The following is a 24,061-nucleotide window of genomic DNA, read 5'->3' as shown; positions in this document are numbered from 1 at the left end:
GCGACCGGAACGTGAAGCTAGCCGGCGTCGCGCTGAAATCGCCGCCCAGGGTGTAGAAGATGATGGCCCGGAAGGGTGTTGCGGCGCAATCCAAGAAACGGCGCAAGATCGCTAAGTGCGCGACGTCGCGCGCTTTCGCCATACCCGCAAGTCAGCCATGACCTTTATGCTCGCGCCCAGCACCAGTGCGCACAGCGCAGCCTTCGACACCGTCTCCATCGTCCCCTCGACCAGAATGGCATGGATCGCGCTGCCGGCGACGATGACCACCGCCAGCGACATATGGGCAAGGCGCCATGTTCGCGGTCGCAGTCGCAATCGCCGGCGCAGTGCCGCCAACAGCGCGACGGCGAAGATGGCCCACATGGCGATCACACCCCACGGGGAGAACGGCGTCGGCGATGAGAAGAGCAGGGCGTCGATCATGTCCGGCGGACTGGTGATCCAAAGGCCGGCGACATGGATCACCACCGCCGCGACCAGCGCGCCTCCAATCCAGTGGTGTGCTCGCCGTCCGCGATAAGCGGCCAGTCCCGGCAAGTATCCGCCAATCAGCAAGGGCTGAACGAGCGCAAGACCCAGCGCGATAATCCCTGCGAATCCCGCCAGGATGTAGACCGGACCGCGCCATGCGAGCAGTGGGCTCGCTGCTGCCGCGGCGATCGGCACGCAAACGGCGGCCACAAGGGCGGCCCAGATCAGGGTCGCCCGGGCCAATCTCATCCTGTTTGATCCCAACCCGGTCAGGCCGGTTGAAGCACGAAATGCGCCTCAAGGCTGGTATCTTTTGCGCTCCGCATCACGGGACGCAGAAAGACGGTTTTGAATTCACCGCTGTCATAGGCGAGGTGACCATGCGGTTGGCCGAAGATCGGAATGATCTGCGGGATCTCGAGACGGAACACCCCGTCCTTGTCGGTAAGCGTGGCGCCGTGGCTCTGCGGCTCGTGCTCCTGCCCTTCGGTCGTGTGCGCCCAAATCTGGATGCGCTGCCCGGCGAGCGGAGCCCCGTCGCCGGCGCGGCGTACGGTGCCGCTCATCCAGAAGCCGCCTTTGCCGATCCGATCCACGATCGGCGCACCCTTGCGGTAGTTGTTCGACCCGCCCGCCATCGAGTCAGTCGGTGCGAGGCCTTCAGCGCGGACGGGTAGCAGGAGCCCGGCAACCCCGGTTGCCAGGGCGGAGCCGCCAGCGGCGAGCAGGATGCGACGGTTGAACACGACGGTGGTCATGTGGATTCTTCCTCCTGGCGACCGTGCAATTGCTCCGTCCAAGCTACAACAACAGCCGCGAGGTGCCCAGCTGAGGGACGCGAAGGGCGCGACAGGTCGCAGAGTTGTGAATGGGCGTGCCGGCCGCTCGACCCGCGTCATTGGCGAGGCAAATTGATGCCTCCGCATATGCGGTGCGGTGGGATTGCGTCGGTTCGCGCGCGGTGATGGAATGCGGCGTCGACCTTCCGCCATGTGCCCGGGCCCGCAGCAACACCACTTGCGTCTACGCGCTGCGCGGCGCGCTCCAGGCCGCGCGCGTCATAATTGCGGCGACCTCTGATTGCGTTTGTCGTGATGACAAACTGAAAACGCAGGGCTAGCCTTCCGTCAAATCAAAACATACGGGAGGAATGGCATGCCAGACGCAGCAGTTGCAGCACGCGCTTCAGACTCCACGCAGAGCGGAACCACGCAGCAGGTCGACGTTGCGGTGGTCGGCGCCGGCTTCGCCGGACTTTACCTGCTGCATCGGTTGCGCAAGGCGGGCTTCTCGGCGGTCGCGCTCGAAGAGGGTGCCGATGTCGGCGGCACCTGGTACTGGAATCGTTATCCCGGCGCGCGCTGCGACATCCAGACCATCGACTACAGCTACACCTTCGATCCCGAGCTCGATCAGGCCTGGACCTGGTCGGAGAAATACGCCACCCAGCCGGAAATCCTGCGCTATCTCGGCTTCGTCGCCGACCGCTACGATCTGCGTCGCGACATCAGGTTCGGTACCAAGGTCACGAAGGCGACCTGGGATGATGCGACTTCACGCTGGCTGATCTCGACCAACAACGGCGCCAACGTCTCGTGCCGCTACTACATCATGGCGACCGGCTGCCTGTCGTCGCCGAAGCCGCCGGAGATCGACGGCGTCAAGGATTTCAAGGGTGAGATCTATTTCACCGGCCGCTGGCCGCATCAGGGCGTCGATCTCAAGGGCAAGCGCGTTGCCGTGATCGGTACCGGATCGTCGGGCATTCAGTCGATTCCCTTGATCGCCGAGCAGGCCGCGCAACTCACCGTGTTCCAGCGCACGCCGAACTTCGCATTGCCTGCGGGCAACGGCCCGGCGCCGGAGGATCGCAAGACGTATTTCGAGAGCGACCGCGCCGCCTATCGCGAGCAGGCGCGCCAGTCGATGGCCGGCGTGCCCTATCCGCAGCAGACCGTGGTGAGCTGGCAATTGAGCGACGCCGAACGCCGCGAGCGGTTCGAGAAGGCGTGGGCGGCGGGCGACCTCGTCCACATCCTGACCCAGCTCTGGGCCGACCAGGCGGTCGATGTCGATGGTAACAGACTGGTTGCCGATCTGATCCGCGAGAAGATCGGCGCCGTGGTTAAGGATCCGGAGACGGCGGCGGCGCTCGCCCCGCACGATCATCCGTTCGGCGCCAAGCGTCCCTGCCTCGATACCAACTACTACGCGACCTACAACCGTCCGAACGTGACGCTGGTGAACCTGCGGCAGGAGCCGATCGAGGCGATCACCACCAGCGGCATCTTCACCAACGGACGCAAGTTCGACGTCGACGTCATCGTGTTCGCCACCGGCTTCGACGCCATGACCGGCGCGATCATGGCGGTGCATCCGATCTCCGGCCGTGGCGGCAAGTCGTTGTCGGATGTCTGGGCGCACGGACCGCAGACCTATCTCGGCGTCACCGTCGCGGGCTTCCCCAATCTGTTCATGATCACCGGTCCCGGCAGCCCGTCGGTGCTCTCGAACATGGCGGTCTCGATCGAGCAGCATGTCGACTGGGTGGTCGACCGCATCGCCGCGCTGCGCGACGCCGGCTTCACCACGATGGAAGCAACCGACACCGCGCAGGCCGGCTGGGAACGCCACATGGCCGATTGCGCGACGCTGACGCTGCATCGGCTCGCCAACACCTGGTACACAGGCGCCAACGTGCCCGGCAAGCCGCAGGGCGTGATGCCTTATACCGGCGGCGTCGGCCCGTATCGCAGCATCTGCAACGAGGTGGTCGGCCGCGGCATGCTCGGCTTCAAGCTCTCGGGTCCCGGCGTTGCCGAGCAATGCAATGACGGCGAGATCGTGCGCCTGCAGCCGGACGTGCGGCTGGTGCTGAATCTACTCGGCGAGATGAACCTGCCGCCGCTCGAGACGATGGGGGCGCAGGGCGCGCGCGACTTCCTCACCGAGTTCAACAAGGGCCGTCCTGCCGGCCGCCCGGTCGGCGAGGTCGGCAGCGGCATGCTGCAAGGCGCGGATGGTCCGCTGCCGTACAAGCTCTACCGGCCGGCGACGCCGGGGCCGCATCCGATCGTGGTGTATTTCCACGGCGGCGGCTGGGTGCTCGGCGACGAGATGTCGGACGATCCGTTCTGCCGCGACCTGTGCCGGCGCACCGGCATGATCATCGTCAGCGTCGGCTATCGCCATGCGCCCGAGCATCGCTTCCCGGCCGCGGCCGAGGACGGTTTTGCAGCGACGCGCTGGATCGCGGCCCACACCGCCGAGCTCGGCGGCAGGGCAGGGCCGCTGCTGGTCGCCGGCTGGAGCGCCGGCGGCAACATCGCGGCCGTCACCTGCCAGCTCGCGCGTGATCGCGGCGGGCCCGAGATCGCGGGCCAGCTCCTGATCTGTCCGGTCACCGACTCCACATTCGACCGGCCGTCCTATGTCGACAACGCGGCCGGTTACTTCCTGACCCGCGGGCTGATGTACTGGTTCTGGGACCTGTACTGCTCGCCGGCCGATCGCACCGACCCGCGCGTCGCGCCGCTGCGCGGCAAGCTCGAAGGCCTGCCGCCGGCATTCATCGCGACCAGCGAGTTCGACCCGCTGCGCGACGAGGGCATCGCCTATGGCGACGCGCTCGCCAAGGCCGGCGTCAAGGTCGAGCAGCTCAAGGCGCAGGGCCACTTCCACTCGTCGTTCGTGATGGTCGACGTCATCATCACCGGCGTTGCCGGCCGCGTGAAGATGGCGAAGGCGCTGCGGCGCTTCGCCGGCCTGCCCGAGGAGGTCGAGCAGGACAACGTCGCCGCGCCGGAGGTCAACGCGGCGGCGAACTAGATCGAGTTTGAATTGCAGCCGCGCTCCCTCTCCCGCTTGCAGGCACTTGCGGGGGAGGCGCGTTGCGAAAATATCGAAAACAACCCCATGCAAAGGAGCCGGCGGTGGCAGGCGTTCGACCAAGCCACTTGACACGTCGGGCAACTCACGGATATATTTCTAATATCCCGAAATCGTGCAGACGCACGCTCGCCCCAGCGTGCATATGGCATTTGCGTGCTTCTGTAACCGAGGTTTCCACGTCGTTATGGCCAATAGCCATATGCGATAGCCCTGCGCTTGCGGGGGAGGTGCAACAGTCTGCCGCGAGACCTTTCAACCTGGCGACATCTCGCTCTAGAGCTTCGGTTCTGATTGAATCAGAACCGAAGCTCTAGATTCTTGTTTTGACGCGTTTTCTTCACGCGAACCGGTGTCCACTTCGCTCGAAAACGCTCTAACCGAGCTCGAACGTCGTGACGCCGAACACGCGATCAATCCGCAATGGCGGGATCGCGCCGGTATACATCCGCGCGGTCTCGAACACCGGTGACAGCCCGAGGTCTTGCGCCAAGGCGACGGCGTCGCGGTTGATCGCGGGGACGTCGAGGAAGATCTCGCCGCCGCCTGCGCTCGCGAGCAAGGCCGACAGGATGGTCTTGGCACCGGTGCGGTCGTCGGCCACCAGCGGGCCGATCTTGCGGCCGGTCCGGCACGGGCGGATCACGCCCCAGCCGGCCAGCCTGCCGTCGCGTATCAGCGCGCGCCCGACATGTCCCGACGTGTTGATCCAGGCACGCAGGAATGCCGGCCGCGGTGCGGGAAACACCGTGGCATCATCCGCCTCGATCAGCGCCATCGGCAGATCGGTCAGCGCGACGGTGCCGTCGCTCGGCGCGGATGGTGCGGCGACAGTGCCGCCATAGCGCACATTGGCGTAAGCGAGCGCGAAGCCGGACTTCTGGTAGTTCGCCTGCTGCGCCACCACGCCATCGAGCCCGATCACGCGCGGGCGCGCATGCGCGATGGCCGCGTTCCAGATCTTCAGGCCGTGGCCGCGGCCGCGCAGATCCGGGCGCACGATGTAGAAGCCCAGAAAGGAAAATTGCGCGCCGTAATTGACGCAGGAGATCACCGCGGCAGGCTCGCCATCGAGCTCGCCGATGAAGAAGCCCTGCGGGTCTTCGGCGGCAAAGCAGGGCGCATCGGCGAGACCGGGATTCCATCCCTCCGCGGCGGCCCAGTCGATCGCGAGCGCGATCTCGTCGGGCTGCATCGTGCGTATGATGATCTCGTTCATGGCCCATGATCTCTTCGCGCCGGTGTTATTGATCGTGCACATCGACGGCGGGAGAACAATCCCCCTTGGGGGCCTAAAGAGTGTGGGTCCTTCAAGCTGATGAGGCCGCAGGGACCGCGCAAGGTGCGGCGCCATGCTCAGGCGATCTGCAGGACGAGGCTGACCAGTTCGGGCTGGCGGTGCGTGCCGGTTTTGGCGAAGGCCGACTTCAACTGGTTGCGTGCCGTGTCACGAACGATCCCGAGCCGTTCGGCCGCGTCGGCGATCGAGAGGCCGCCCGCGAGCAGCGCCACCAGCCGCGCTTCTGCCGGCGTGAGGTCGAATGCCTGCGCGATCAAGCCGGGCTCGGGCATCGCGCGTGGCGTCAGATTGACGAAGACCAGCATCGCCCGCGCGCCGAGGAAGACGTTGCGTGCCGCACCGTCGACCGGCAACACGCGCAAGACCACCGGACCCTTGTGCGTACGGCGGATCAGGATTGGCTCGATTGGCAGCGCCGCGCGCTCGGGTGCGGCGCGGATCAGATCGACGACTTGATCAAACCGCGCCTGTGCCGCTCTGTCGCGCACGATCAGCCGGCGATCCCTGATCCTGATGTCCGCATCGAAGCCGGCATCGGCGGCTGCGTTGTGATCGATCACGAGGCCGGCGCGGTCGAGTACGGCGGCCGGCTGCCGCACCCGATCGAGGATACCGGTCATGGAGGCGAGCGCGATGCGGCCGACCACGGTCGACAGTGTCGCTGTCTCTGTCAGGCGCGGCCCCAGCTGCGCCAGTAGCCGCGTCTCGCGTGTCTCGAAAAGTCCCTCCTGTCCGGTGCGCTGCAACGTCAGCACCCACGGTGCGCTGTCGGCCCAGAAGCCGATGCCGGCGAACCATTTGAAGCCGAACGGATACAGCACCTCATTGTACATCGGATCCGACCGGATCTGCTCGGGCGTCAGCAAGTCCTGATCGGTGATCACTTCGCCGGCCATTGCTCGCGGAACGCCTGGAGCGCGCGAATCCTGCTCATGCCAGTTGTGTGCGAAGTAGAGCTGCACCATCTCTTCGGTCGACGCCGTGCGCGGCACGTCCGGTGTCCGCACGTCGCTTTGCAGTAGCACGGCGCCGGTTGCGCCCACCACTTCGCAGATCGACGTCATGATGTCGGTCCACGCCGTCGGGTCGACCACTGCGTCCCCCAGCCGCGCCATCACGCTGGACATTTGGTCTGGGTCGATATCCCCGTTCATGCAGGGAATTGTCGCGCGAGGTGGCGTCGCGCGACAAGCGCCAAGTTGCGGTCCTTCCAAAAGAAATAGTCGGATTGGATCGTCACTCGCCGGTCTTGCGACGGCCGGGGATCAATCCGCCTGCTTCGGCCGGTACGCCGCGAAGAACACGCGCGTCGCGCTGTCGACGACGGTTGCGATCCGCTCCGGCGAGGGCGACGGCCTGGCCTGGAAGATGAACGCCTGGAACAGCGTCGCCTGGCACATCTGCATGAACTGCCAGGCCGCGAGCTGGTAGTCGTCGATCACGAGCTCGCCGAGCGCGGCGCGCGCCTCGAGATAGGCGGCGAAGCGGTCGACGGTGTGGGCGATGACGTGGGTGTAGAACCGGCTGCCGAGCTCGGGCATCCGCTCGGCGATCGCCATCACGGTGCGGATCGCCGAGCCGCCGCCGGGCCGGCACAACACCGCGACATAGGCGCGGCCGAATTCGGGAAGGGTGGTGTCGACGTCGCGCGCCGGATCGAAATTGAAGACGACCTTGCCCTGCTCGAGCTTTTCCTCCTCGACGATCGCCGCGAACAGCCCGGCCTTGTCGGGGAAATAGACGTAGAGTGTGCCTTTGGAGACGCCGGCGGCGCGCGCGATCTCGCCCATGCTCGCGCCGTCAAAGCCGAGCTCCAGGAACACCTTGCGGGCGCCGTCCAGGATCTGGCGGCGTTTCGACGATTCCTCCTCGCCGACGGACTGGAGGGAGGTTCGGGGCGCTGCAACCATTGATTTAGCTTCTCGGGAAAGAACTCAACCCAGAGTAGGAAAGGGAAGAATCGAAGCTTTATAATCTAACAGGCGGAATATAGATTGACCGAACCGTTCGGTCAATGGTATCTCAGGAGTGACGATGCGCCGCACGGCCCTTATTCCGCCATCGCGCGCGTCAAGAATTTTTGTGGGGAGCCTCGGCTATGGCCGCAGCACGGGACCAGGCTGCACGCATTGTTCGTTCCGAGCCTGAGATGGCCGAGGACGCGATCGCGCGCGATGCATCCGCCGATATCGGCGAGCAGAGCCGTGCTGATGAAGCCAAGCGTCCCGCGGAGGCGCCGCCCGCGTCTGCGCCCGAGCAGCCGGCGGCTTCGCCCGCTGCGGCGCCCGCGCCGAAATCCGGCAAGCGCAAATTCGTGATGATGGGCGTGGTCGGCCTGCTCGCGCTCGCCGCAGCAAGCTATGCCGCCTATTACCTGATGGTCGGGCGCTTCTACGTCTCGACCGACGATGCCTATGTCCGCGCCAACAACACAATGCTCGGCGCGCGCGTCGCGGGGCATATCGCGGCGATCCTGCCCGGCGACAACGCGCTGGTGCGCGCGGGCGACGTGATCTTCCGGATCGATGACGGCGACTACCGTATCGCGGTCGACGCCGCGCGTACCCGGATCGCGACCCAGCAGGCGACGATCGAGCGCATCGGCCGCCAGGTTGCGGCGGCGGTGAGTTCGGTCGAGCAGGCGCAGGCGCAACTCGTGTCGGCGCAAGCCGGCCTGAAGCGCGCCGATCTCGATTTCGATCGCCAGCAGGCGCTCAGCACCAAGGGTTTTGCCTCGCGCGCCACCTTCGAAGTCTCGGAGGCCGGCCGCGACCAGGGCGCGGCCAGCGTGCGATCCGCGCAGGCGGCCTATGATGCCGCCAAGGACAATGTCGAGGTGACCAAGGCGCAGCAGGCCGAGGCCCGCGCCCAGCTCGCCGAACTGCAGACCCAGCTCGCCAAGGCCGAGCGCGATCTCGAATTCACCAATGTCCGCGCGCCGGTCGACGGCACTTTCTCCAACCGTCTGGTCAACGCCGGCGACTATATCAATGTCGGCCAGCGGCTCGGCAACGTGGTGCCGCTCGAAGGCGTCTTCATCGACGCCAACTATAAAGAGACCCAGCTCAAGCGCATCCGCACCGGACAGCGGGTGACGATCAAGGTCGACGCCTACGGCTTCCGCAAGTTCACCGGCCTCGTCGACAGCATTTCGCCGGCGGCGGGCTCGGTGTTCACGCTGCTGCCGCCCGACAACGCCACCGGCAACTTCACCAAGATCGTGCAGCGCCTGCCGGTCCGCATCCGCGTGCCTGCCAGCGTCGCCAAGCAGGGCCTCTTGCGCGCCGGCATGTCGGTCTACACCACCGTCGACACCCGCGAGGGCGCGGCGGACGCCGACGCCGAAACCGATCTCGACGCGCCGATGATGATCCATCCGCAGTGATGTCTTGAGAGCAGGCGGCATATGACGTCTGATCGGAGAATTGCCGCATCAACTGTCCACCTCGCCCCTTGTGGGAGAGGTCGGATTGCATCGCCAGATGCAATCCGGGTGAGGGGTTCCGGCCTCTCGTGGGACCTGCGGCCCCTCACCCGCGCCTTCGGCGCGACCTCTCCCCAACGGGGAGAGGTGTTAGGAAGCAGCGAGCTCATAGCCCATGGCTGATACGACCACTGCTTCGCCCTCGATGATGACCGGCGCCTCGGAGTCGGAGCGCCTCCAGCCGAAACGGGTGGTTGCCTTCATCATCATGGTGTTCGGCATGTTCATGTCGATCCTGGACATCCAGATCGTCTCGGCCTCGCTGTCCGAGATCCAGGCCGGCCTGTCGGCCTCTTCGACCGAAGTGTCGTGGGTGCAGACCGCCTATCTGATCGCCGAAGTGATCGCGATTCCCTTGTCCGGATTCCTGTCGCGCGCGCTCGGCACAAGGCTGTTGTTTGCGATCTCGGCGTTCGGCTTCACCGCCTCGAGCCTGCTGTGCGGCTTCGCCTCCTCGATCGAGCAGATGATCCTGTGGCGCGCGCTGCAGGGCTTTCTTGGCGCCGGCATGATCCCGACGGTGTTCGCCTCGGCCTACACGATCTTCCCGCGCACCAAGTTCCACATCGTGGCGCCGATCATCGGCCTCGTCGCGACGCTGGCGCCGACGGTTGGACCGACGGTCGGCGGCTACATCACCGATCTGATGTCGTGGCACTGGCTGTTCTTCATCAACATCGTGCCTGGCGTCATCATCACGGCAGGCGTGCTGGCACTGGTCGATTTCGACCAGCCGAACTTCGCGCTGCTCGAGCGCTTCGACTGGTGGGGCCTGATCTTCATGGCCGGCTTCCTCGGCTCGCTCGAATATGTGCTGGAGGAAGGTCCGCAATATGAGTGGCTGCAGGACACCTCGGTCGCGGTCTGCGCCGCGATTGGCTTCGTCTCGGCGGTCGCGTTCTTCTGGCGCGTCTTGACCGCGGAGGAGCCGATCGTCGATCTCTACGCCTTCTCCAACCGCAACTTCGCGGTCGGCTGCGTGCTGCAGTTCTGCATCGGCATCGGGCTCTATGGCCTGACTTACGTCTATCCGCGCTATCTCGCCGAGATCCGCGGCTACAGCGCGCTGATGATCGGCGAGACCATGTTCGTCTCCGGCGTCACCATGTTCTTCATGGCGCCGGTGGTCGGGCGGCTGATGCAGAAGGTCGATTTGCGCTACATCATCGCCTTCGGCCTCGTGACCTTCGCGCTCGGCTCCTGGCAGATGACCTGGATCACCCGCGACTATGATTTCTACGAGCTGCTGCTGCCGCAGATCCTGCGCGGCATCGGCATGATGTGTGCGATGGTGCCGACCAACAACATCGCGCTCGCGACATTGCCGCAGGATCGCGTCAAGAACGCCTCCGGCCTGTTCAACCTGATGCGCAACCTCGGCGGCGCGGTCGGGCTCGCCGTCATCAACCAGGTGCTCAACGACCGCACCGATCTGCACATCTCGCGGCTGCATGACCGCGTAACCTGGGGTAACACCACCGCGGTCGAGACCCTCAACATGTTCACCCAGCGCATGCAGGGCATGGGCGATTCCGCCATCATGGCGATGAAGCAGCTTTCTCAGATCGTGCACCGCCAGGCCGCGGTGATGGGCTATGGCGACGCTTTCTTCATGCTGTCGCTGTTCTATGTCGCGCTCAGCCTTCTGGTGCTGTTCGTCAACAAGCCGCCGTCGATGACCGCGAGCGGCGGCGACGCGCATTAGGTGGTGTCATTTGTTTTTCGTAGCCCGCATGAGCGAAGCGACATGCGGGACCGATCTCAGCAGTTCATCACTGAGCGTGACGCGCCCCCGGATATCGCTTCGCTCATCCGGGCTACGAAGCTTCGAGATCCCAGGCGCTAATCTGTATTGACGCAGGCGTCTGCTCGTCTGCAATATTCTGACATCGTAGCCCGCATGAGCGAAGCGACATGCGGGGCCGATCTCAGCAGTTCATCACTGAACGTGACGCAGCCCCGGATATCGCTTCGCTCATCCGGGCTACGAAGCTTCGAGATCCCAGCCGCTGATCTGTATTGACGCGAGCGTCTGCTAATCTGCAATATTCTGACATCGTAGCCCGCATGAGCGAAGCGACATGCGGGACCGATCTCAGCAGTTCATCACTGAGTGATGACTGGCGTCCCCGGATATCGCTTCGCTCATCCGGCCTACGAAGCTTCGAGATCCCAGGCGCCGATCTGTATTGACGCAAGCGTCTGTCAATCTGCAATATTCTGGCATCGTAGCCCGCATGAGCGAAGCGACATGCGGGACCGATCTCAGCAGTTCATCACCGAACGTGACGCGGCCCCGGATATCGCTTCGCTCATCCGGGCTACGAAGCTTCGAGATCCCAGCCGCTGATCTGTATTGACGCAAGCGGCTGCTAATCAGCAATATTCTGGCATTATAGCCCGCACGAGCGAAGCGATATGCGGGAATGCTGCGGGAGCTGGGGCATGGTCAGATACCGACGCAACTTCATCTCAGGCGGTACGTTCTTCTTTACGGTCACGCTCGATGACCGGCGATCCAGCCTACTCGTGGATCATATCACGGCGTTGCGGGATGCGTTCGGCATCACCCGTCGCGAACGTCCGTTCTCGGTCGACGCGGTGGTGGTGCTCCCCGATCACCTCCACGCGATCCTTACACTGCCGCAAGGCGATTCCGATTTTGCAGGTCGTTGGCGTCGGATCAAAGGACACTTCAGCAGCCGGCTGCTTGCTGCCTCGATAGAGCTGGCGCGTCGATCGAATGGTGATCTGGCGCTTTGGCAGCGGCGGTTTTGGGAGCACACAATCCGCGATGAAGATGACTTCGCGCGGCACGTCGATTACATTCATTTCAACCCCGTCAAACATGGCTTGGTCCGGCGCGTGTGCGACTGGCCACATTCCTCGTTTCATCGCTATGTGAGGGAGGGTGTGCTGCCAGTCGATTGGGCGGGTGACGTGGGAGAAGGCGGAAGTTTTGGCGAACGTCCTGAGTGAGGAGAGTTGGTCGATCGTCATTCGTAGCCCGCATGAGCGAAGCGACATGCGGGACCGATCTCAGCAGTTCATCACCGAACGTGATGCGGCCCCGGATATCGCTTCGCTCATCCGGGCTACGAAAGTGTGCCGATGTCGCGCGCTGAGCGCATCGAATTCGCGCGCGGGCTGCGCCCGGTCGCGGGAATAGCTGATGTCGTCGACACATTGACGCACTCACGCCGATGTTACCTTGCCAATCGCGCGTGATGCATTTATAAGCAGCGCTTCCTTACTCGAACCGGGGAGATGCGCATGAAGTCGCTTATTTCGCAGATCGCGCGCCCGCGTTCGACGGTGGTGGACGCCTTTACGCGTTAGCTCCCGGCGCTGATCGGGCCTGATCCCCGATCATCAAAACTTCCCAACGATTTATCGACAATTTCCAGCGGCGCTCGCGGTCGGATTCCGCCCGCACGTCGCCTCAGATGGAGCCGGCACGCGCTGCAAAAGCGTGGCCGGAATGTGCCATGACCTCTCTGACGACCAAGCGGCCGGCTGCGATCCGGATCGTGCTTCCCTTTGTCTTCCGCCATTGGCTGGAACAGCCGCTCCGTGCCTCCGCGGTGACGGCGGGATTCCTCGGCGCAACCGCGGCCGACCTGTTCATGCCGGTGTTTTCCGGCCATCTGGTCGACGCGCTGACCGCGGGCGCCACCGATGCCGCCGCGCGCCATGCGGCGATGCTGGCGTTCGGCGCCATCGTCGGCCTCGGCGCGCTGTCGCTGGTGCTGCGACTGGTCGGCATCCAGACCATCGTGCCGTTCACGCTGAAGACGATGTCCGATGTCGGGCAGCAGGCCTTCATGCGGGTGCAGCGCTTCTCGACCGACTGGCACGCCAATTCGTTCGCCGGCTCCACCGTGCGCAAGATCACGCGCGGCATGTGGGCGCTCGATTTGCTGAACGACACCATCCTGATGGCGCTGCTGCCGTCGGCCGTGGTGCTGGTCGGCTCGATGATCCTGCTCGGCGTGCATTGGCCGCAGCTCGGCGCGGTGATCGCGGTCGGCTCGGTGATCTATGTCGCGATGACCATGGTGTTCCAGGTGCGCTACGTGGCGCCTGCCGCGCGCGTTTCCAATGCGTGGGACACCAAGGTCGGCGGCACGCTGGCCGACGCCTTGACCTGCAACGCGGTGGTGAAGTCGTTCGGTGCGGAGACGCGCGAGGACATGCGGCTCGATGGCGTCATCAGCCGCTGGCGCCGGCGGGTGCGGCGGACCTGGTTCCGCTACAACCACACCTCGACGGCGCAGCTCGTGGTGCTGCTGTGCTTCCGCGCCTCGGTGATCGGCGGTGCGATCCTGCTGTGGGCGCAGGGCCGCGCCACGCCGGGCGACGTCACCTATGTGCTGACCAGCTACTACATCATCCACGCGTACTTGCGGGATGTCGGCATGCACATCAACAATTTGCAGCGTTCGGTGAACGACATGGAGGAACTGGTGCAGATCCATGGCGAGCCGCTCGGCATTGTCGATGCGGATGACGCTGGGACGATCGACATCCAGGGCGGCCGCATCGTGTTCGACGACGTCACGTTCCACTATGGCGGCCATCGCCGGCCGCTCTATGACGGGCTGTCGGTCGACATCGACGCCGGCGAGCGGGTCGGCCTGGTCGGGCGCTCCGGCTCCGGCAAGACGACCTTCGTCAAGCTGGTGCAGCGGCTCTACGACGTCTCCGCTGGCCGGATCCTGATCGACGGTCAGGACATCGCCAGGGCGACGCAGCAATCGCTGCGCAGCCAGATCGCGATCGTGCAGCAGGAGCCGATCCTGTTCCACCGCACGCTGGCGGAGAACATCGCCTATGGCCGGCCGGGCGCCGGCATGGAGGCGATCGAGCAGGCGGCGCGGCTTGCCAATGCGCACGACTTCATCATACGGCTGCCGAAGGGCTACGGCACGCTGGTGGGCGAGCGCGGCGTCAAGCTGTCGGGCGGCGAGCGGCAGCGCGTGGCGCTGGCGCGCGCCTTCCTGGCGGATGCGCCGATCCTGATCCTGGACGAGGCGACCTCGAGCCTCGATTCGGAATCCGAGGCGCTGATCCAGCAGGCGATGGAACGGCTGATGAAGGGGCGGACCTCGATCGTGATCGCGCACCGTCTCTCAACGGTGCGCAGCATGGATCGCATCCTGGTGTTCGACCGCGGCGAGATCGTCGAGCAGGGCACGCACGAGGTGCTGGCCGCGCGTCCCGGCGGCATCTATCGCGGCCTGTTCGAGCGCCAGGCGACCGAGTTCGGCCAGGCCGCGGCTGAGTGAGCGATGACGCGTGGCTGGAGCGTCGGTTCTGATTGGATCAGAACCGACGCTCTCGCATCGCCCGCGCTATTTCTGCGCCAGTCCGTTCCACACCAGCGCGACGCCGGACAGGAACAACAGCAGCAGCACGACGTCGGAGAAATTGCGGTCGCTGAGCGCGTGATAGAGCCGCGCGCCGAGCCAGGCGCCGAGCAGCGTCCCCGGAAACGCGCACGCCACCAGCCAGATCAGCTCGGGCTTCACAAGGCCGCTTGCGATCTGCACGCAAAGCGCGGCCGCCAGGATCGTGAAGTTGAAGATCTGGAACACGCCGCGGCGCTGCTGCTTGCCCCAGCCGCGCACGCTGGCCCACAGGATCGGCAGCGGGCCGGACAGTCCCGCGAGGCCGCCGAGGATGCCGCCGGCAAAGCCGATCGCGCCGTCGGCCCATTTGCCGCCGAAGGCGATCGACATCGGCTTGCGTTGCAGGAACAGCGCGGTCGGAAACACCAGCAGGAAGACGCCGATCGTCAGCTTGAAGACCTCGGGGTCTGCCTGCGCGATCAGCAGGATGCCGATCGGCACGCCCGCGAGGCCTGCGATGACGAACGGCCAGACCAGGCGAAAATCGATGCTCTTCCAGATCGACGGCAGCGTCGAGAGCTGCGCGATGACCGAGCAGACCAGCACCAGCGGCACCGCGAGTGTCGGCGGCAGCACATAGAGCCAGATGCCGAGCGCCATCAGCGCCGTGCCGAATCCGGCAAGGCCGGAGACGAAACCGCCGGCAAGCGCGCCGAAGAACAGGATCGCATAGCTTGCCGGAGTCATCCTCATCTCGTTCTTATGATCGTTGCCGGGACGTTTACACGACGCAAGCTGTCGGTACACTTCAAAATCACGGCTCATCAACGATAATCGGAACGGAAGCATCCCATGACTGCGAACTCGCAAAAAACCTTTCTGGTCTGTCACGGCGCCTGGTCGGCGGGCTGGGCATGGAAGAAGATGCATCCCCTGATGCAAGCCGCCGGGCATCGGCTAGTCACGCCAAGCTACACCGGGCTCGGCGAGCGCGCGCACCTTGCGCATCAGGGACTTGACCTCGAAGCGCATATCCAGGATGTGCTCAGCGTCATCAGTTACGAAGACCTGCACGACATGGTGCTGATCGGGCACTCCTATGGCGGCATGGTCGCGACCGGCGTCGCCGACCGGGTGCGCGAGCGCGTCGCGCAGATGATCTATCTCGACGCCTTCGTGCCGCGCGACGGCCAATCACTGTTCGATCTCAACGAAGGGGCCATCGAGACCATGCGTGAGCTCGCGAGCGACGGCGACGGCTGGCGTATTCCGCCGATGCCGGTGCCGCCGGATACGTCCGCCGCCGACGTCGCATGGCTGAGCGCGCGGCGCGTCGACATGCCGCTCAAATGCTTCGAGCAGAAATTGCGATTGAAGCACGGCGAGACGAGCCTGCCGCGCAGCTACATCTACGCCACCCGCGCCACGCAGGCCGACACGTTCCGCCAGTTCGCCAGCCGCATCAAGAACGAAGCCGGCTGGCGTTATTTCGAGATCGACGCCAGCCATTCGCCGAACGTCACCGCGCCGGAGGCGCTGATGGCGATGCTGCAGGAGATCGTCTCGTGATGAGCCGTCGTACCGTACAACGCGCAGCATCGAGGCGTCGCGGGTAACGCGGCGATTTCCAGCTATCCTTCCGAAGGATCGCGCACTTCGCCGATCTTATGGACTGCGACATTGATCGACATGCCGAGGTAATCGGCGGGATCGCCGAACCACGAGCCGGCCAGCGGAACAGCCTGGCCCGGATGCCGCGCAATGGCCACCGGGATGAGGTCAAAGCCGCTGCTGAGGCAGTTGGTCGGGTCATAATCGAGCCAGCCGGCGCCGGGAAGGAACACCTGCACCCATGCGTGCGTCGCGCCGGAGCCGGTCATCCCCACGTCGCCGCCATCGAGCGCCGCGTCGTACAGATAACCGCTGACGAAGCGGGATGCGAAGCCGAGCCGGCGCAGCGTCTCGATCATCAGCCAGGCAAAGTCCCGGCAGGTGCCCGATTTGGTGCGTAGCGTCTCGTTCGGAGATTGGGTGCCTTCCGCATCTCTCCCGCGATAGCTGAACCCGCTGCGAAACGTCTCCAGCATCCGGTGCAGCACGTCGATGGTGCGATCCTGATCGCCGGCAACGAAGCTTTTGGTCCACGCCGCAAGGCTGCCGTCCGGATCTTCGGTGTGCGGACGCAGGTAACCGGAAAGGTCGGTCCACTCGTCCGGGGTATACTGCACGGGGACTTCGTCAGCCCGGGACTCCAGCGGAAACGCCTCGATCCCCTTGATGCCGAAATAGATGCCGCGAACCTTGAACGTGAATGTCAGCTCGCTGCCCGGTGCGTTGAATTCAATCACCGTGACGGCATTGGAGCGGGAGTCGGTGACCCAATGCACCTTCGACGGCACGCTCGTGCGCGCGGACCAGCTGAGCAGGCGGGTTGAGGCGCCACGCCGCGGCAGGAACATCGCCCGGTGCGTCCCGAACGTGACCGGCTTTGAATAGCGATAGGTCGTGGTGTGCGTGATTTCGCCAATGATCGCCATGCCCTGGTCCGCTTAGCGACGTGTGCAGCACGGCGGCCGCGCCATGCCAAGTCATGTCAAGTCCCGCCTTCGCTGCCGGATACAATGGGTTGGGCCGGGAGAACGTTGATCTATCTCAATGGTCGCGGGTTCGTTTTGGGCGTGGATGCGCGAATTAACCGAATGGAGCGATGGAAATGGGCATCCTCTGGACGATCATCATTGGATTTATCGTAGGAGTAATCGCGAAGTTCATCATGCCCGGCAACAAATCCGAGCCCACGGGATTCATTCTGACCACGGTCTTGGGAATCGTCGGCGCGTTCGTCGCGACCTATCTCGGTCAAGCGGTGGGATGGTATCGGTTCGGGGAGGGTGCAGGCTTCATCGGCAGTGTCGTCGGCGCAGTCATCCTGCTTTTTGCGTACGGGCTTTTCACTGGCCGCGAAGGGCGTGCTTGATTGCGACCAGCGTTGCCGACGGCGAGCGCGATTGCGCAAATGCACCCGATCGTTTTGTGATGAGCGAATTGGCGAAGCCTTCCGCACCGGCGGCGCTGTTCAGCGACCGTTGATGATGGGAGGCGACTTCTCGTTCGGTCAGATCCGCAGCCGCGCCACGGATCGCAGGTGCGGGCTCTCCGCCATGTGGCGCGGCCCGCACGCATGCCGTGCGATCAGTCGGCGCTGACCTTTTCCTGCATCGTCGCCTGCAGTTTCTTGATGTCCGCGGGCGTGAGTTGCGGACGATCGACCTTGATCGTCAACTTGTTGAGCTTGGCCGTCAACGGGAATGGAGGCTTGTAGTCTGCGTCGTTCACGCCGGTGAGCGTGTCGGAGCCGACGTCGAAGCTCTCATCCCATTGCAGGATCATCGGCAGGGTCTTCTGCATTCGCTTCGTGGCGACTTCCTTGCCGTCTACCCTCAGCGTGCCGGTGCCGGGCTGTGCCAGGCCGCTGAAGTTGTTGTACTGCAGCGTGCCAGCACCGATGCCTTCGTATTTGAAATCAAACTCGACCGTGTGTCGGCCTGGCGACAGTGCGTCCGGACCTTCCCATTTGATGCGTTCGAGGTCGACCATGTTCCATAGGAATACAGGCCTGCCCTGCAGCAGGTAGAAGCCATAGCCGGCGAAGCGGCCTCCGGAGGTCAGGATCATGCCCTCGGCGCCGCCTTGCGGCACGTCGATGTCGGCGGTGATCGTGTAGGAGGCGTTGAGCAGCAGGGGCGAGTCACCCTGCGGCAATCCCGTCATCGGCCGCGTGTACACGAATTCCTTGCGGCCCGCTGTGATGTTCGGGCGCGGCGCGATCATGCGCGCCGCCACCGACGCATCCATCGGGAAGACCTGGTACTTCTTGGCTTCCGCAACGAACTTCTGCCGCATCTCCTTTACCTTTTGCGGGTTCTGCGCCGCGATGTCGTCGGTCTGGCTGAAGTCCTTGTTCAGGTTGTAGAGCTGGAAGACCTGGTTGTTGAGCGGATCCGGGTTCGCCGGACCGAACGCCTCCCACGGTGCACGGTTGACCTTGGTGGACAGCATCCAACCGTCGTCATAGAGCGCCCACTGGCCCATCATCTCGAAGTACTGGGTCTTGTGGCGGGACGCGATCTTGGCGTTCGCCTTGTCGAAGGTGTAGGCAAAGCTCGTGCCTTCGATCGGCGCCTGCTTGATGCCGTCCACCATTTCCGGCGGTCGGATACTGGCGGCTTCGAGGATCGTCGGCACGACGTCGATCATGTGGACAAACTGCTCGCGCAAGGCGCCCTTGTCCTTAATGCGGGCCGGCCATGACACCACCATGTTCTGGTTGATGCCGCCGAGCCGCGAGGCGTTCTGCTTGAACCAGTCGAATGGAGTATCAAACGCCCACGACCAGCCGGCAGACATGTGGTTGTACGTCTGCTCGGTGCCCCAGACATCGTAGTACTTCATCTGTACATCGACCGGGAGTTCATTGAGGCCGTTGAAGAATGCCACTTCGTTGGGCGTGCCGAGCGGTCCGCCCTCGGCACTGGTGCCGTTGTCGCCGTTGATGTAGATGACGAGCGTGTTGTCGAGCCGGCCAAGTTCCTGGAAGTGCTGGATCACGCGGCCAATCTCGTGGTCGTTGTAGGCCGCGTAGGCGGCGTAGACCTCGACCTGGCGGAGGAAGAGTTTCTTCTCATCGGCGCTAAGCTGGTCCCACGGCTTCAGCATTTCCTTGGGCCATGGTGCCAGCTTGGTGTCCTTCGGAACCACACCGAGCCGCTTCTGGTTCTCCAGGATGCGCTCGCGCACCTTCTCGTAGCCGTCGTCGAACAGGTGCATCGCGCTGATCTTGTCCACCCAGTCCTTGGTCGGGTGATGCGGCGCATGCGTCGCGCCCGGCGCATATTTGATGAAGAGCGGCTTCGACGGATCGGTCTGGTGCATCCGTGTCATCCAATCGATGGCGTCGTCGGCCATCGCGGTGACGAGGTTCCAGGTGCCGGGCGGCTTGCCCTGGAACGGATAGATCTGCGTCGTGTTGCGGAAGAGATTCGGCTCCCACTGGTTGGCGTCGCCTCCGACGAAGCCATAGAAATACTCGAAGCCCATGCCGATCGGCCATTGGTCGAACGGGCCGACCTGGCTCGCCGTGTAGACCGGCGTGTTGTGGTCCTTGCCGAACCAGGACGTGCCGTAGCCATTGTCGAGCAGGATCCGTCCGATCGTCGCCTTGTCCTTGCCAATGATGCTGTTGTAACCCGGGAAGCCAGTCGACTGCTCGGAGATTACGCCGAAGCCGGCGGAATGGTGATTGCGTCCGGTGATCAGAGCCGCGCGGGTCGGCGAGCAGAGCGCGGTGGAGAAGACGCGGTTGTAGCGCAGGCCCTCATTGGCGATGCGGTCCATCGTCGGCGTCGGGATGACGCCGCCAAAGGTGCTCGGCACGCCGAAACCGGCGTCGTCGGTGATGATCAGGAGCACGTTCGGTGCGTCCCTGGGCGGGACGACACGCGACGGCCACCACGGCTTCGACTGCAGGGCGCCGTCCTTGATAACGCCGCCGAACTTGGGATCGGGTGGCGGAAGCTGCCTTCCGTCGATTGCTGTCGTGGCGCTGGGTGAACCGGGCGCAGCGGTGCTTTGCTGGGCTAGCGCCGAAGTGGAGATGAGCAATCCAAGGGTAAGAGCCGACACAGCTTTCGGGCAATGCATGGTGACGCTCCCAATTCAAAAAATATGGGCAGCGTCACCTGTCATGGCCGTCGCAACATTGATGTACATCAAGCGCGGAAAGCGCGGGCGAGGACTGGAGCGATCCCGACCAGGTCAGCGGCATTGACCAATGCCGGTGAAACGCCGCGCCCTGTCCGCTTCAGCATGCGGCAGGCCGCGCGCAACCGCGACGGCTGGCGCATCCCGCCGATGCCGACGCCGCGTTGGAATCAATCAGGCGCGCTTGTTGCGCGGGTCATGCACCGCGCGCGTCGCGGACGGCCTGAGCGACCTTTGTCGCCTGCGACACTCGTCCGATCTTGGCGCCTGCAATGATCTTTCGCCGGCGTTCGCTTGGCTTCGGCGCCATGCCTTCGCCCGCGGCGCCTCCGGCCGAGGGACGCGTTGTGAAGTTCGCGGCCCGGTGCAGTGCGAGGGCCTTTCGCGCCGCTTCGACATGTGCGGTCCGGGCCGCCAAATTGTGCTGACGCCGGAGCTCCGTGTTGACCCGTTTTAGCGCCGCTGCGAAGACCTGTTTTCGCTCTGACGCATGCTTGGCGGTTCCCGGAAAGCTCGTGCCGCGAGCCTCGGCTTTTCCGCGGCTCTCTCGTTGCTTCTGTCGGCCGACCGTTCGCTCCTTGTCGCGCATCTTGCGCAAGCGGGGTCGCATGGCCTCGAGCTCAGCCACCTCGACGCTGTAGATGGCGGGATGATGCGTCAGGCGGATCGCCTCATATTCTTCATGGCTGAGGATGCTGCGTTCGAACTTGCAGGCGACCGACATTCCTATTCCTCCTTTGATCTTCTTGAATCTAGGGGCAGAAGGACACGTCCAGCTCTGGCGGATCATAGCTGCAATGCCGCCGGATGGCTAATCTGCCACTATGCAAACCCGGCCAGCGCTTCGATCGCAGTGATCGATTGCCTTGCTATGGCGTCAAGGCACAGTGGCTCCTACTTTGGGCTCCTACTTTTCTGCTTCGTCGTCCTTGAGACGAATTCCCTCAGTCCGCAGAGCCGCAAAGAGAGCCGCGATATCTTCAGGCTCCATATTGTTGGGGCACATCCCGTTCAGTTGCTCGGTTGTGATCGTGCCGCTTCTCCTGGCGATGTCCTTTGCCTTCGCCATGATCTTCTGAAGGTCCATCTGTGTTCCTCCGCGAGGGACACACTCTACGCCCGCCACCCATGCATGTCGCCTTCTAAGAAACGCGAGCCTGTGGCTGCACTGAAGGATCGCGGCTCGCTTCGCTTCGAGTTGAGACAATTTCGTTCGAAGTTCGCCATCGGAATTGGACAGCGACCGCAACTTTGTCTCGCATGTTCGGTTAAACTGCGACATAATCAGCGTCTCGCGTGCTGGTGAGCATGGATTCATGAACCGCAGCCCCGTGCTCGTAGACCTGGCGCTTCAAGGTGGGGGATCGCACGGTGCGTTCACGTGGGGTGTCCTGGATCGCCTTCTCGAAGAGCCATGGTTTCAGATTGCGGGCATATCCGGGACATCGGCCGGAGCGATGAACGCAGCCGTGCTGGCGGATGGTTGGACCGCGGGCGGCGCTGCCGGTGCACGCGAAGCGCTTGAAAAATATTGGCGAAGCGTCTCGCGCGCCGCCGCATTCAGTCCGTTGCAACGGTCGCCGCTCGACCGCCTGATGGGACGCTGGTCGCTTGACAGCTCCCCGGCCTATCTCTTCACCGATTTGATGTCGCGGATGCTTTCACCCTACGACCTCAATCCGCTTGGCTTCAATCCGCTCCGCGACATACTGAATGACAGTATCGATTTCGAGCGTCTTGCACGCGCGCCGATCAAGCTCTTCATAACCGCCACGCGCGTGCGTACCGGCCGCGGACGGATTTTTCGCAACGCGGAGATTACCGCGGATGTCCTGCTTGCGTCGGCTTGCCTGCCAACGGTGTTTCGCGCGATCGAGATCGATGGCGAGCCCTATTGGGACGGCGGCTACGCGGGTAATCCCACCATTACGCCGCTCGTTCGCGAGACCGACGCGCGCGACACCGTCGTCGTCCAGATCAACCCGACCGAGCGTCTGGAGCAGCCGCGCACGGCCGCTGACATTCTCAACCGGCTTAACGAGATCTCATTCAACTCGCCGCTGGCAAAGGAGCTGCGGATGATCGCGTTGCTTCGCCAGGTCGCCGACCCAGGTACCGGGGAAGGCGCCCGCTGGGCGCAGATGAAGACGCACCGGATCAAGAGCGACATGCTTGCGACGTTCGGTTCGTCATCCAAGCTTAATGCCGAATGGGCGTTCGTGGCCAAGCTGCACGAGGAAGGGCGGCGAGCCGCCGGCGAATTCCTCGACGCGCATGGCGCCGATCTCGGTGAGCGTTCGACGGCGGATCTCGATATTCTGCTGGCGGAGTGCTGAGACGATGGGTCTTCTCGGCATTCTCGTCGGGCTTGGACTGCTGGTTTGTCTTGCTTTCCGCGGTTGGAGCGTGCTGCTGCTCGCGCCGCTCTGTGCGCTGGTGGCCGCAGCCTTCGGTGGCGAGCCGCTGCTTGCCAACTGGACGCAGACCTTCATGGGTAGTGCGTCGGAGTTTCTCGCGCAGTTCTTTCCTATTTTTCTGCTTGGCGCCGTGTTCGGAAAGCTGATGGATGACAGCGGCGCGGTCGCTGCGGTCGCGGGCTTCATCTCCCGGTGCCTGGGCGAACGCCGGATCATCCTCGCGGTCGTGCTCGCAGGCGCACTGGTCACCTACGGCGGCGTCAGCCTGTTCGTCGCCTTCTTCGTCATCGTTCCGATGGCGCAGTCGCTGTTTCGCACGGCGGGGATTCCACGTCGTCTGGTACCGGCGGCGGTCATTCTCGGGACTTCGACCTTCACCATGTCGGCGCTGCCGGGCACGCCGTCGATACAGAATGCGATACCGATGCCTTTCTTCGGCACGACCCCCTTTGCCGCACCGGGCCTCGGCGTTGTCGCATCGATCATCATGCTGGGCGTCGGGCTGTGGTGGCTTCTTCGCGCGGAGAAAGCGGCGCGTCGCGCAAAAGAGGGCTATGGCGACGAGCCGCCGGATCCGGCGGATGCCGCCGACGATGAGCTGTTGCGCGAGCGGGCTACGACGGCGCGGGAATTCGACCCGGCGGAGCTCCGCCACGGATATCACAGCAGCGCCGCCGTCCCGATTTTCAACGCGATCCTTCCGCTGATCGTCGTCGTCGCCGTCAATCTGGTGATGTCGCTCGTTGTGCTGCCTCGGCTTGATTTCTCGTTCCTGGCCGAACAGCGGTGGGGCAATACATCGCTGGCGGCCGTGGCCGGTGTCTGGTCGGTTGTCGTGGCGTTGGCGGGAGCGATCGTGACGGTCATCCTCTGCAACTGGACGCGGTTGCCCGCACTACGACGGACCATGGATGCGGGTGCCAACGCGTCGGTCTTGCCGGCCCTGAGCGTCGCAAGCCTTGTCGGATTCGGCGCCGTTATCGCCTCGCTTCCCGCTTTCGGCGTGGTGCGGGACTGGGTGTTGCAAATTGAGGGCGGTCCATTGGTGTCGCTCGCGGTCGCGACGAACATCCTTGCCGCGCTGACGGGGTCGGCTTCCGGCGGCTTGACGATCGCGCTCGATGCGTTGGGCCAGACTTATATGCGCCTTGCCGCGGAGGCGGGTATTGACCCCGGCCTTTTGCATCGCGTCGCGGTGATCGGCTCGGGAACACTGGACATTTTGCCTCACAACGGCGCGGTCGTTAGCCTGCTTGCGATCTGCGGGCTCAAGCATCGCGACAGCTATCTCGACATTGTCATGGTCGGCATTGCGAGTTCCGTTATCGCGCTCGTAGCGGTGATTGCGATCGGCACCGCTTTCGGGTCGTTCTGACGCAAGGGTGAT

At 64.1% G+C, this 24,061-nt stretch carries 19 protein-coding genes; 9 read left to right on the top strand and 10 right to left on the bottom strand.

Translation table 11 applies throughout. From position 1 onward, the window contains the following. Positions 1-111: 111 nt before the first annotated feature. Together IF803_RS10395 and IF803_RS10390 are read right to left on the bottom strand one after the other, a co-directional pair. The gene (locus IF803_RS10395) at positions 112-723 is read right to left on the bottom strand and encodes a ferric reductase-like transmembrane domain-containing protein (RefSeq protein WP_461192077.1); all 612 of its coding nucleotides are present in this window, start codon (positions 721-723) and stop codon (positions 112-114) included. Between the two features lie 20 nt (positions 724-743). After that, a complete protein-coding gene (locus IF803_RS10390) occupies positions 744-1,232 on the bottom strand; it encodes a Twin-arginine translocation pathway signal (protein WP_461192076.1) in 489 nt (162 codons plus the stop codon). Between the two features lie 397 nt (positions 1,233-1,629). Here IF803_RS10390 and IF803_RS10385 point away from each other — a divergent pair, with 397 nt between their 5' ends. Then, entirely contained in the window at positions 1,630-4,302 is a 2,673-nt protein-coding gene (locus tag IF803_RS10385) for a flavin-containing monooxygenase (RefSeq protein WP_461192075.1), read from the top strand. 436 nt (positions 4,303-4,738) lie between these two features. On the opposite strand, the gene IF803_RS10380 is transcribed toward IF803_RS10385, so the two are convergent. From IF803_RS10380 to IF803_RS10370, 3 genes are all read right to left on the bottom strand, one after another. After that, positions 4,739-5,581 carry a GNAT family N-acetyltransferase gene (locus tag IF803_RS10380; protein WP_461192074.1) on the bottom strand — a complete coding sequence of 281 codons (843 nt, stop codon included), beginning with the start codon at positions 5,579-5,581 and terminating at the stop codon, positions 4,739-4,741. 137 nt (positions 5,582-5,718) lie between these two features. Continuing rightward, positions 5,719-6,780 (bottom strand): helix-turn-helix transcriptional regulator, encoded by a 1,062-nt coding sequence (locus IF803_RS10375; RefSeq protein WP_461192073.1) that lies wholly within the window; start codon positions 6,778-6,780, stop codon positions 5,719-5,721. Between the two features lie 147 nt (positions 6,781-6,927). Next, a complete protein-coding gene (locus IF803_RS10370; protein ID WP_028342209.1) occupies positions 6,928-7,572 on the bottom strand; it encodes a TetR/AcrR family transcriptional regulator in 645 nt (214 codons plus the stop codon). A gap of 188 nt (positions 7,573-7,760) precedes the next feature. On the opposite strand from IF803_RS10370, the gene IF803_RS10365 reads away from it, so the two are divergent. From IF803_RS10365 to IF803_RS10350, 4 genes are all read left to right on the top strand, one after another. Further along, on the top strand, positions 7,761-9,047 hold the full coding sequence (locus IF803_RS10365) for an HlyD family secretion protein (RefSeq protein ID WP_461192072.1): 1,287 nt from the start codon (positions 7,761-7,763) through the stop codon (positions 9,045-9,047). Between the two features lie 214 nt (positions 9,048-9,261). Then, positions 9,262-10,851 (top strand): DHA2 family efflux MFS transporter permease subunit, encoded by a 1,590-nt coding sequence (locus IF803_RS10360; protein ID WP_028342207.1) that lies wholly within the window; start codon positions 9,262-9,264, stop codon positions 10,849-10,851. Between the two features lie 740 nt (positions 10,852-11,591). Beyond that, complete coding sequence (locus IF803_RS10355) at positions 11,592-12,125, top strand: REP-associated tyrosine transposase (RefSeq protein WP_461192071.1); 534 nt, start codon at positions 11,592-11,594, stop codon at positions 12,123-12,125. A 509-nt stretch (positions 12,126-12,634) separates the two neighbouring features. Beyond that, positions 12,635-14,434, top strand: a complete 1,800-nt coding sequence (locus IF803_RS10350) for an ABC transporter ATP-binding protein (RefSeq protein ID WP_461192070.1) — start codon at positions 12,635-12,637, stop codon at positions 14,432-14,434. 66 nt (positions 14,435-14,500) lie between these two features. Here the strand turns inward: IF803_RS10350 and IF803_RS10345 are convergent, their stop codons facing one another. Then, complete coding sequence (locus tag IF803_RS10345; RefSeq protein ID WP_304496451.1) at positions 14,501-15,244, bottom strand: sulfite exporter TauE/SafE family protein; 744 nt, start codon at positions 15,242-15,244, stop codon at positions 14,501-14,503. A 105-nt stretch (positions 15,245-15,349) separates the two neighbouring features. Between IF803_RS10345 and IF803_RS10340 the strand changes: the two genes are divergently transcribed. Beyond that, positions 15,350-16,066, top strand: a complete 717-nt coding sequence (locus IF803_RS10340; protein WP_461192069.1) for an alpha/beta fold hydrolase — start codon at positions 15,350-15,352, stop codon at positions 16,064-16,066. Between the two features lie 62 nt (positions 16,067-16,128). Here the strand turns inward: IF803_RS10340 and IF803_RS10335 are convergent, their stop codons facing one another. Beyond that, the gene (locus IF803_RS10335; RefSeq protein ID WP_028342204.1) at positions 16,129-17,034 is read right to left on the bottom strand and encodes a transglutaminase family protein; all 906 of its coding nucleotides are present in this window, start codon (positions 17,032-17,034) and stop codon (positions 16,129-16,131) included. Positions 17,035-17,210: 176 nt separating this feature from the next. Here IF803_RS10335 and IF803_RS10330 point away from each other — a divergent pair, with 176 nt between their 5' ends. After that, positions 17,211-17,474 (top strand): GlsB/YeaQ/YmgE family stress response membrane protein, encoded by a 264-nt coding sequence (locus tag IF803_RS10330; RefSeq protein WP_461192068.1) that lies wholly within the window; start codon positions 17,211-17,213, stop codon positions 17,472-17,474. 215 nt (positions 17,475-17,689) lie between these two features. Here the strand turns inward: IF803_RS10330 and IF803_RS10325 are convergent, their stop codons facing one another. The 3 genes from IF803_RS10325 to IF803_RS10315 form a co-directional block, all read right to left on the bottom strand. Further along, positions 17,690-20,197: an arylsulfatase gene (locus IF803_RS10325; protein ID WP_461192067.1), complete on the bottom strand. Its 2,508-nt coding sequence runs from the start codon at positions 20,195-20,197 to the stop codon at positions 17,690-17,692. 256 nt (positions 20,198-20,453) lie between these two features. After that, entirely contained in the window at positions 20,454-20,981 is a 528-nt protein-coding gene (locus tag IF803_RS10320) for a hypothetical protein (RefSeq protein ID WP_411782786.1), read from the bottom strand. A gap of 183 nt (positions 20,982-21,164) precedes the next feature. Further along, complete coding sequence (locus IF803_RS10315) at positions 21,165-21,344, bottom strand: hypothetical protein (protein ID WP_411782785.1); 180 nt, start codon at positions 21,342-21,344, stop codon at positions 21,165-21,167. A gap of 229 nt (positions 21,345-21,573) precedes the next feature. Here IF803_RS10315 and IF803_RS10310 point away from each other — a divergent pair, with 229 nt between their 5' ends. After that, the gene (locus tag IF803_RS10310; protein WP_461192066.1) at positions 21,574-22,593 is read left to right on the top strand and encodes a patatin-like phospholipase family protein; all 1,020 of its coding nucleotides are present in this window, start codon (positions 21,574-21,576) and stop codon (positions 22,591-22,593) included. A gap of 4 nt (positions 22,594-22,597) precedes the next feature. Further along, the gene (locus IF803_RS10305; RefSeq protein ID WP_461192065.1) at positions 22,598-24,049 is read left to right on the top strand and encodes a GntP family permease; all 1,452 of its coding nucleotides are present in this window, start codon (positions 22,598-22,600) and stop codon (positions 24,047-24,049) included. Positions 24,050-24,061: the final 12 nt, after the last annotated feature.

The sequence above is a fragment of the Bradyrhizobium sp. UFLA06-06 genome (genome assembly GCF_054820065.1).
This window is presented reverse-complemented; position numbering and strand designations above follow the sequence as displayed.

Excerpts from the sequence above, each read along its gene's own strand:
- IF803_RS10335 (WP_028342204.1), bottom strand. The coding sequence starts at position 17,034 with ATGGCGATCATTGGCGAAATCACGCACACCACGACCTATCGCTATTCA.
- IF803_RS10385 (WP_461192075.1), top strand. The coding sequence starts at position 1,630 with ATGCCAGACGCAGCAGTTGCAGCACGCGCTTCAGACTCCACGCAGAGC.
- IF803_RS10380 (WP_461192074.1), bottom strand. The coding sequence starts at position 5,581 with ATGAACGAGATCATCATACGCACGATGCAGCCCGACGAGATCGCGCTC.
- IF803_RS10365 (WP_461192072.1), top strand. The coding sequence starts at position 7,761 with ATGGCCGCAGCACGGGACCAGGCTGCACGCATTGTTCGTTCCGAGCCT.
- IF803_RS10315 (WP_411782785.1), bottom strand. The coding sequence starts at position 21,344 with ATGGACCTTCAGAAGATCATGGCGAAGGCAAAGGACATCGCCAGGAGA.
- IF803_RS10320 (WP_411782786.1), bottom strand. The coding sequence starts at position 20,981 with ATGTCGGTCGCCTGCAAGTTCGAACGCAGCATCCTCAGCCATGAAGAA.
- IF803_RS10355 (WP_461192071.1), top strand. The coding sequence starts at position 11,592 with ATGGTCAGATACCGACGCAACTTCATCTCAGGCGGTACGTTCTTCTTT.
- IF803_RS10325 (WP_461192067.1), bottom strand. The coding sequence starts at position 20,197 with ATGCATTGCCCGAAAGCTGTGTCGGCTCTTACCCTTGGATTGCTCATC.
- IF803_RS10345 (WP_304496451.1), bottom strand. The coding sequence starts at position 15,244 with ATGACTCCGGCAAGCTATGCGATCCTGTTCTTCGGCGCGCTTGCCGGC.
- IF803_RS10370 (WP_028342209.1), bottom strand. The coding sequence starts at position 7,572 with ATGGTTGCAGCGCCCCGAACCTCCCTCCAGTCCGTCGGCGAGGAGGAA.
- IF803_RS10340 (WP_461192069.1), top strand. The coding sequence starts at position 15,350 with ATGACTGCGAACTCGCAAAAAACCTTTCTGGTCTGTCACGGCGCCTGG.
- IF803_RS10390 (WP_461192076.1), bottom strand. The coding sequence starts at position 1,232 with ATGACCACCGTCGTGTTCAACCGTCGCATCCTGCTCGCCGCTGGCGGC.
- IF803_RS10310 (WP_461192066.1), top strand. The coding sequence starts at position 21,574 with ATGAACCGCAGCCCCGTGCTCGTAGACCTGGCGCTTCAAGGTGGGGGA.
- IF803_RS10360 (WP_028342207.1), top strand. The coding sequence starts at position 9,262 with ATGGCTGATACGACCACTGCTTCGCCCTCGATGATGACCGGCGCCTCG.
- IF803_RS10330 (WP_461192068.1), top strand. The coding sequence starts at position 17,211 with ATGGGCATCCTCTGGACGATCATCATTGGATTTATCGTAGGAGTAATC.
- IF803_RS10395 (WP_461192077.1), bottom strand. The coding sequence starts at position 723 with ATGAGATTGGCCCGGGCGACCCTGATCTGGGCCGCCCTTGTGGCCGCC.
- IF803_RS10305 (WP_461192065.1), top strand. The coding sequence starts at position 22,598 with ATGGGTCTTCTCGGCATTCTCGTCGGGCTTGGACTGCTGGTTTGTCTT.
- IF803_RS10350 (WP_461192070.1), top strand. The coding sequence starts at position 12,635 with ATGACCTCTCTGACGACCAAGCGGCCGGCTGCGATCCGGATCGTGCTT.